General features: G+C 60.5%; 7 protein-coding genes. 6 read left to right on the forward strand and 1 reads right to left on the reverse strand.

Annotated features, from left to right (window positions below; all coding sequences use genetic code 11):
- The first annotated feature begins 191 nt into the window (after positions 1-191).
- The 5 genes from GIW79_RS22410 (at position 192) to GIW79_RS22430 (ending at position 3,455) form a co-directional block, all read left to right on the forward strand.
- A complete protein-coding gene (locus GIW79_RS22410; RefSeq protein ID WP_236453129.1) occupies positions 192-1,112 on the forward strand; it encodes a secretin N-terminal domain-containing protein in 921 nt (306 codons plus the stop codon).
- 14 nt (positions 1,113-1,126) lie between these two features.
- Positions 1,127-1,342: a FliM/FliN family flagellar motor switch protein gene (locus GIW79_RS22415; protein WP_054897186.1), complete on the forward strand. Its 216-nt coding sequence runs from the start codon at positions 1,127-1,129 to the stop codon at positions 1,340-1,342.
- A gap of 164 nt (positions 1,343-1,506) precedes the next feature.
- Positions 1,507-1,896, forward strand: a complete 390-nt coding sequence (locus GIW79_RS22420; protein WP_054897216.1) for a winged helix-turn-helix domain-containing protein — start codon at positions 1,507-1,509, stop codon at positions 1,894-1,896.
- On the forward strand, positions 1,883-2,350 hold the full coding sequence (locus tag GIW79_RS22425) for a transglycosylase SLT domain-containing protein (protein ID WP_054897185.1): 468 nt from the start codon (positions 1,883-1,885) through the stop codon (positions 2,348-2,350). Before GIW79_RS22420 ends, GIW79_RS22425 begins: the two co-directional genes overlap by 14 nt.
- 85 nt (positions 2,351-2,435) lie before the next feature.
- Entirely contained in the window at positions 2,436-3,455 is a 1,020-nt protein-coding gene (locus GIW79_RS22430) for a quinone-dependent dihydroorotate dehydrogenase (RefSeq protein ID WP_072447413.1), read from the forward strand.
- Between the two features lie 127 nt (positions 3,456-3,582).
- On the opposite strand, the gene rmf is transcribed toward GIW79_RS22430, so the two are convergent.
- A complete protein-coding gene (rmf, locus tag GIW79_RS22435) occupies positions 3,583-3,798 on the reverse strand; it encodes a ribosome modulation factor (protein WP_002553055.1) in 216 nt (71 codons plus the stop codon).
- Positions 3,799-4,330: 532 nt separating this feature from the next.
- On the opposite strand from rmf, the gene rlmKL reads away from it, so the two are divergent.
- On the forward strand, positions 4,331-6,595 hold the full coding sequence (gene rlmKL, locus GIW79_RS22440) for a bifunctional 23S rRNA (guanine(2069)-N(7))-methyltransferase RlmK/23S rRNA (guanine(2445)-N(2))-methyltransferase RlmL (RefSeq protein WP_034128371.1): 2,265 nt from the start codon (positions 4,331-4,333) through the stop codon (positions 6,593-6,595).
- Positions 6,596-6,752: the final 157 nt, after the last annotated feature.

Raw genomic sequence — 6,752 nt, forward strand, 5'->3', positions numbered from 1 at the left:
CATTGCAGGGAAACGACGCCTCTGTCCGTAGGCCCGTACCGCCGTTGGTGCGAGCCTGATACAGAGTGCATAGCAAGGCACATGCCATGGGTGGGCCGGTGCAACTGGCCGTCAACTTTCCATCATGATTGAACCTCGTGCGCCTCGCAGTATGGCCGCTTCCTCAGGCCAGACCGCCAGGCATTCCCACGGTGCACGCTGATTTCCTCGCAACCCTCAATTGCCGCTGGCTGTACAGCGTGCTGCTGTGCGCCGCGCTGTTGCTGGGCAGTCGCACGGCCTGTGGCGAGGTGTACCAGGCACAGGATGAGGGGCTGCCGGCTTTCTTTGCTGCGTTGTCTGTGTCATTGGGCCTGCCCGTGGTGACCAGCCGTGCCGTGGCTAGTAGGCAGGTGAGCGGAGCGTTCGATTTTGCGGCGCCGCAACAGGTCATTGAAACGCTCGCCGCGCGCGAAGGCTTGATCTGGCACAGCGATGGCCAAGTGTTGCACGTCTACGCTGCCGACGAAGCGAGAAGCTCGGCGGTGGCGCTGCAACATATTAGTGTCGACAGGCTGCGTGGCATCATGCGGCGTGCAGGGCTGGATGAGCCGCGTTATCCGCTGCGCCCAAACGGGGCTCGCATGTTCTACGTGTCCGGGCCTCCCAGCTATGTCGATCATATATTGCGGCTGACGCAACTGATGGATCGACCCCCTCGCAAGTTGCCAGAGCGCCCGCCTGCATTTGGCGTGGTGCAAGTGGTCAATTTCCCGGTGGAAGATCACCCGCACGGCGTGGGTACCAACAGGGGCCTGGTACCAGGCATGCTCTCGATGATCCATGCCCGGCTATCCCTGGCGCAGAGGGTCCGGTTGGCCGACGGCCGCCTTGCGTTGCTGGCCTATCCGGATACCAACAGTGTGTTGATCAAGGGCTCGCCTGCCCAGGTGAAAGTTATCGAGAAACTGCTGGCCGAGCTGGATGTGGCCCAGGTGCTGAGTGAAACCTTGCCAGGGCAGGCGCATGCCGGTGGTGGCGACCCGCAGGCCGGGCCACCTCAGTTGACCGCCGCGCAATATGAGCGTGTGCAACGTGCGTTCCTACGGACGGAGCGCGAGTTTTCCCCCTGAAAAGGCATTTGTCCATGCACCTGGAAATACTGCTGCAGGAGCGATTGATCAGCCGCAAGCGTTTGGCCGCGTTCGCGCCGGGAAAGGTGCTGCCCTTGGACCCAGGCGTCACACGATGTGTGGAGGTGCGGGTCAATGGACAACTGATGGCGTTAGGTGAGTTGGTGCAGTTGGAGGACCGGCTAGGGGTTGAGTTGCAGGAGACTTTCCAGGAGTGGCTGTCGCGATAAGGGGTGCAAGCGATTTGTCTGACCGGCAGCGGCCCAAAAAAAACCATTGAATGGGTTTTTTCCTAACGCGAGTCTGCGGGGCGGTTTTTATAGTCGTGCCAATGGCAGGTGAGCCGGTTCACACAGTAAGGATTTGAATGTCAGTAGTCGATACAGAGGTGCGTATGGCCGTCGTGACGCAAGAAGCGGCGGCATCCCTGGTCTTCGCTCGCTGGACCTTGCACGGCGATGGTCGTTTGATAGGCGCGGATGCGGATATACAGCTGCCTCCCAAGGAGGGGCAGGTGCTGAGGTTGCTGCTGGCCTCCGGTGGCGCACTGATGACCAAGGACCGCTTGCTGGAACTGGCCTGGCCTCGGGGCGAGGTAGCCGATGAGTCACTTACGCGTTGTATTTATTCCCTGCGCAAGCATTTGAGGGCCGACAAAGGCTTTATCAAGACTATTTATGGCAAGGGCTATCGCTTTACATGCCCGGTACGGGTGGGTGATCAACCGAGGGCTGTCCTGCACCTGTGCGCCGTCTGTGGTCAGGCCAGTAATGTTAAAAGTTAGGGTCGGGGGCAGAGGCCTGTTGTTCAGTGTGCTGATGGGCTGTAACCCGGCATGGGCCTATTGCTGGGAAGAGGCGGCCAGCCGCTACGATCTCGAGCCAGAGTTACTGCAGGCTATCGCCTCAGTCGAGTCGGGTTCCCGTGCGCAAGCGATGAACTACAGCAACCGAAACGGCACACGGGATATTGGCTTGATGCAGATAAACAGCATTCACCTGCCTCGTTTGCTCAAGCAGGGTATTACCGAAGAGCGGTTGTTGAACGAACCTTGCCTGTCGGTGGAAGTAGGCGCCTCGATTCTTGCCGATTTTATACAGCGTTTTGGCTACAACTGGACGGCAGTGGGCGCTTACAACGTTGGGCCCGGCCCCGGCCCTCAGCGTGAGGCATTACGCCTGCGCTACGCCGAGAGGATCTGGGTGCGCTATGAGGCCTTGATGGCGCAGCGTCAATGAGATCGAGTGTCATGCCTCGCATGCAACCCACCGCCGCGGCTATAATCACCGCCACCTTTTACCGCCATCCGAGTCTAGCCCGCCCATGTATAACCTGGCCCGCCAGCTGTTGTTCAAACTCTCCCCGGAAACCTCCCACGATCTGTCTCTGGACCTGATCGGTGCTGGTGGCCGCCTGGGGCTCAATGGCCTGGTATGCAAGGCACCGGCGAAAATGCCGGTGTCGGTGATGGGGCTCGACTTCCCCAACCCGGTCGGGCTGGCAGCCGGCCTGGACAAGAACGGCGCCGCCATCGACGGGTTTGCGCAGTTGGGTTTCGGCTTTGTCGAAATCGGCACCGTGACCCCACGACCGCAACCGGGCAACCCCAAGCCCCGCATTTTCCGCCTGCCGGAAGCGGAGGCGATCATTAATCGCATGGGCTTCAATAACCTCGGCGTCGACCATCTGCTGTCGCGGGTTCAGGCGGCGAAATACACCGGCATCCTGGGTATCAACATCGGCAAGAACTTTGACACCCCTGTGGAACGTGCGGTGGATGACTACCTGATATGCCTGGACAAGGTCTACGCCCACGCCAGCTATGTCACCGTCAACGTCAGCTCGCCCAACACTCCGGGCCTGCGCAGCCTGCAATTTGGCGATTCCCTCAAGCAACTGCTCGAAGCCTTGCGCCAGCGCCAGGAAGACCTGGCCGTGCGTCACGGCAAGCGTGTGCCCCTGGCCATCAAGATCGCGCCGGACATGAGCGATGAAGAAACCGTACTGGTGGCCCAGGCCCTGGTGGATTCAGGGATGGACGCGGTGATTGCAACCAATACCACCCTCAGCCGCGTGGGCGTCGAAGGCCTGGCCCATGGTGACGAGGCGGGCGGCCTGTCGGGCGCGCCAGTGCGTGACAAGAGCACCCATATCGTCAAGGTGCTGGCGGCCGAGTTGGCCGGGCGTTTGCCGATCATCGCGGTGGGCGGTATTACCGAAGGCAAGCACGCGGCCGAGAAGATCGCGGCTGGCGCCAGCCTGGTGCAGTTGTACTCCGGCTTTATCTATAAAGGGCCGGCGTTGATTCGCCAGTCGGTGGATGCCATCGCTGCCTTGCGCTGACAATCTGCGGGGCAATAAAAAGGGCTCCATAAAGGAGCCCCTGGGCCGAAGCCCGCCGCCCGGATGGGGCGCGCGTGGTTAAGTCGTTACTCGTTCAGAGATGTGTGTCGGAATAAAGTGCCCCTGATTAGCCGACGGCGTGAAGTTCGTTGAGTCTGTGGATGCCCGCAGTGCCAGTCATACCGTCCCAGTTGTCGCCGCGTCCTTCTCGCCAGCCGTTGATCCAGGCTTGGCGTACCGACGGTAGAGTAAATGGGCAAAGCTCACGGGATTTTCCATGAACGCCATATTGATATCCGCGTAAAAATGCTCTTTCCAACGGATCACGCTTAAGTCTTCTCATAGGGTGTTTCCCTCACTTGTTGACTGTCTAGATATCCTTCGGCCTTGTCCAAGGCCGGGCAGAGTTTTTCTGCCGTTGGTGGGCTCGCTGCCGGCGTGGCGAGCCGATGTGTCGGCACCGTTACGGCGCCAACCTGTGTTGAGTTCTAACCAATAGGTCACATGTATTCAATGATCGTTTTGTCATAAGCACGTAACGATAACGATGCTATAGCCATAAGCTGGGATGGTTATTCGCCCCTTTTATAGGGCAAAGCCAGCTATGATGTGCCCTGCACAGAGGAAAGGTTTAATCCCTTGGTGAGAATGACCGCCTGTTGCAGTCGGTTATTATTCGACGAAGGGTCGGAATATTTCTTTTTATTGCACAACATTCTTCTTCTGCCTCGCCAATAAAGGCTCAAGGGCCCGTCAGACGGGGTGGAACGGCACATTCGTGCCACGCGAGCACTCTTCGAGAAAAGTGCTTGATTGAAAACCGAACCGGCGATGCGTCGCCTGTTCACTTATTGCTGAAAAGCCTGGAATGTCCCATGTCGGACCGTTTTGAACTCTTCCTCACCTGCCCCAAGGGCCTCGAAGGCCTGCTGATCGAGGAAGCCGTCGGGCTTGGCCTTGAGGAAGCCCGCGAGCACACCTCGGCCGTGCGCGGCATGGCCGACATGGAAACCGCCTACCGCCTGTGCCTCTGGTCGCGCCTGGCCAACCGTGTGTTGCTGGTGCTCAAACGCTTCCCGATGAAGGACGCCGAGGATCTTTACCACGGCGTGCTGGACATCGAATGGGCTGACCACATGGTCCCCGACGGTACCCTTGCGGTGGAGTTCAGCGGGCACGGCTCGGGCATCGACAACACCCACTTCGGCGCGCTGAAGGTCAAGGATGCGATCGTCGACAAACTGCGCACCCCGACCGGCGAACGTCCGTCCATCGACAAGATTAACCCTGACCTGCGCATTCACCTGCGCCTGGACCGTGGCGAAGCCATCCTGTCCCTGGACCTTTCCGGCCACAGCCTGCACCAGCGCGGCTACCGCCTGCAGCAGGGCGCGGCACCGCTGAAGGAAAACCTGGCGGCGGCGATCCTGATCCGCGCCGGCTGGCCGCGTATTGCGGCCGAAGGCGGCGCGCTGACAGACCCGATGTGCGGTGTGGGTACCTTTCTGGTCGAGGGCGCGATGATCGCCGCCGACATGGCCCCCAACCTCAATCGTGAACTGTGGGGGTTCACCACCTGGCTGGGCCACGTCCCGGCGTTGTGGAAAAAACTGCACGCAGAAGCCACTGAGCGTGCCGCTATCGGCATGAACAAGCCGCCGTTGTGGGTGCGTGGCTATGAAGCCGACCCACGCTTGATCCAGCCTGCTCGCAATAACATCGAGCGCGCCGGGCTGAGCCATTGGATCAAGGTGTACCAAGGCGAAGTCGGTACTTTCGAGCCGCGCCCGGACCAGAACCAGAAAGGCCTGGTCATCTGCAACCCACCTTACGGCGAGCGCCTGGGTGATGAAGCCAGCCTGCTGTACCTCTACCAGAACCTCGGCGAGCGCCTGCGCCAGGCGTGCATGGGCTGGGAAGCGGCGGTGTTTACCGGCGCGCCGGACCTGGGCAAGCGCATGGGTATCCGTAGCCACAAACAGTATTCGTTCTGGAACGGCGCATTGCCGTGCAAGTTGCTGCTGATCAAGGTCAACCCGGATCAGTTCGTCACGGGTGAGCGCCGCACTCCTGAACAGCGCCAGGCCGAACGTGAGCAAGCGGCCTACGACCAGGCCCCGAGCGAGCCGGCAGAGCGTCAGTACAACAAGAACGGCAACCCGATCAAGCCCGCCCCGGCCCCCGTGGTGGAACAGGCGCGCTTGAGCGAAGGCGGGCAGATGTTCGCCAACCGCCTGCAGAAGAACCTCAAGCTGTTGGGCAAATGGGCCAAGCGCGAAGGGGTGGATTGCTACCGTGTGTATGACGCCGACATGCCTGAATACTCCATGGCTATCGACCTGTACCACGATTGGGTGCACGTACAGGAATACGCCGCGCCTAAATCCATCGACCCGGAAAAAGCCTCGGCGCGCATGTTCGATGCCTTGGCGGCAATTCCCCAGGCACTGAACGTCGACAAGAGCCGTGTGGTGGTCAAGCGTCGTGAGCGTCAGAGCGGCACCAAGCAATACGAGCGTCAGAGTGCCCAAGGCAAGTTCACCGAGGTCAGTGAAGGCGGGGTTAAGTTGCTGGTCAACCTCACCGATTACCTGGACACCGGCCTGTTCCTCGACCATCGCCCGATGCGCATGCGCATCCAGAAGGAAGCGGCGGGCAAGCGCTTCCTCAATCTGTATTGCTACACCGCCACAGCCAGTGTGCATGCTGCCAAGGGCGGCGCGCGCAGCACCACCAGCGTCGACCTGTCCAAGACCTATCTGGACTGGGCGCGTCGCAATTTCTCCCTCAACGGCTTCTCCGACAAGAACCGCCTGGAACAGGGTGACGTGATGGCGTGGCTGGAAGCGAGCCGCGATGAATTCGACATGATTTTCATCGACCCGCCGACCTTCTCCAACTCCAAGCGCATGGAAGGCATCTTCGACGTGCAGCGTGACCATGTGCAGTTGCTCGACCTGGCCATGGCGCGCCTGGCGCCGGGTGGCGTGCTGTACTTCTCCAACAACTTCCGCAAGTTCCAGCTGGAAGACAACCTCAGCGAACGCTATGCGGTCGAGGAGATCAGCGACAAGACCATCGACCCGGATTTTGCGCGCAATGCCAAGATCCACCGCGCCTGGAAAATCACCGCACGCTGATTTCCCCCTATAGGAGCGAGCTTCTGTGGCGAGGGAGCTTGCTCCCGCTGGGCTGCGCAGCGGCCCCAAAAACTTGCGGGCGCTGCGCACCCGAGCGGGAGGAAGCACCCCCCCCCCCAAAAACCCGCTTGGGGGTTTGTGCTGGTCTACCCCATGA

It is taken from the genome of Pseudomonas sp. PA-7-1E (assembly GCF_021605325.1).
In the GTDB taxonomy this organism is placed as follows: domain Bacteria; phylum Pseudomonadota; class Gammaproteobacteria; order Pseudomonadales; family Pseudomonadaceae; genus Aquipseudomonas; species Aquipseudomonas fluorescens_BV.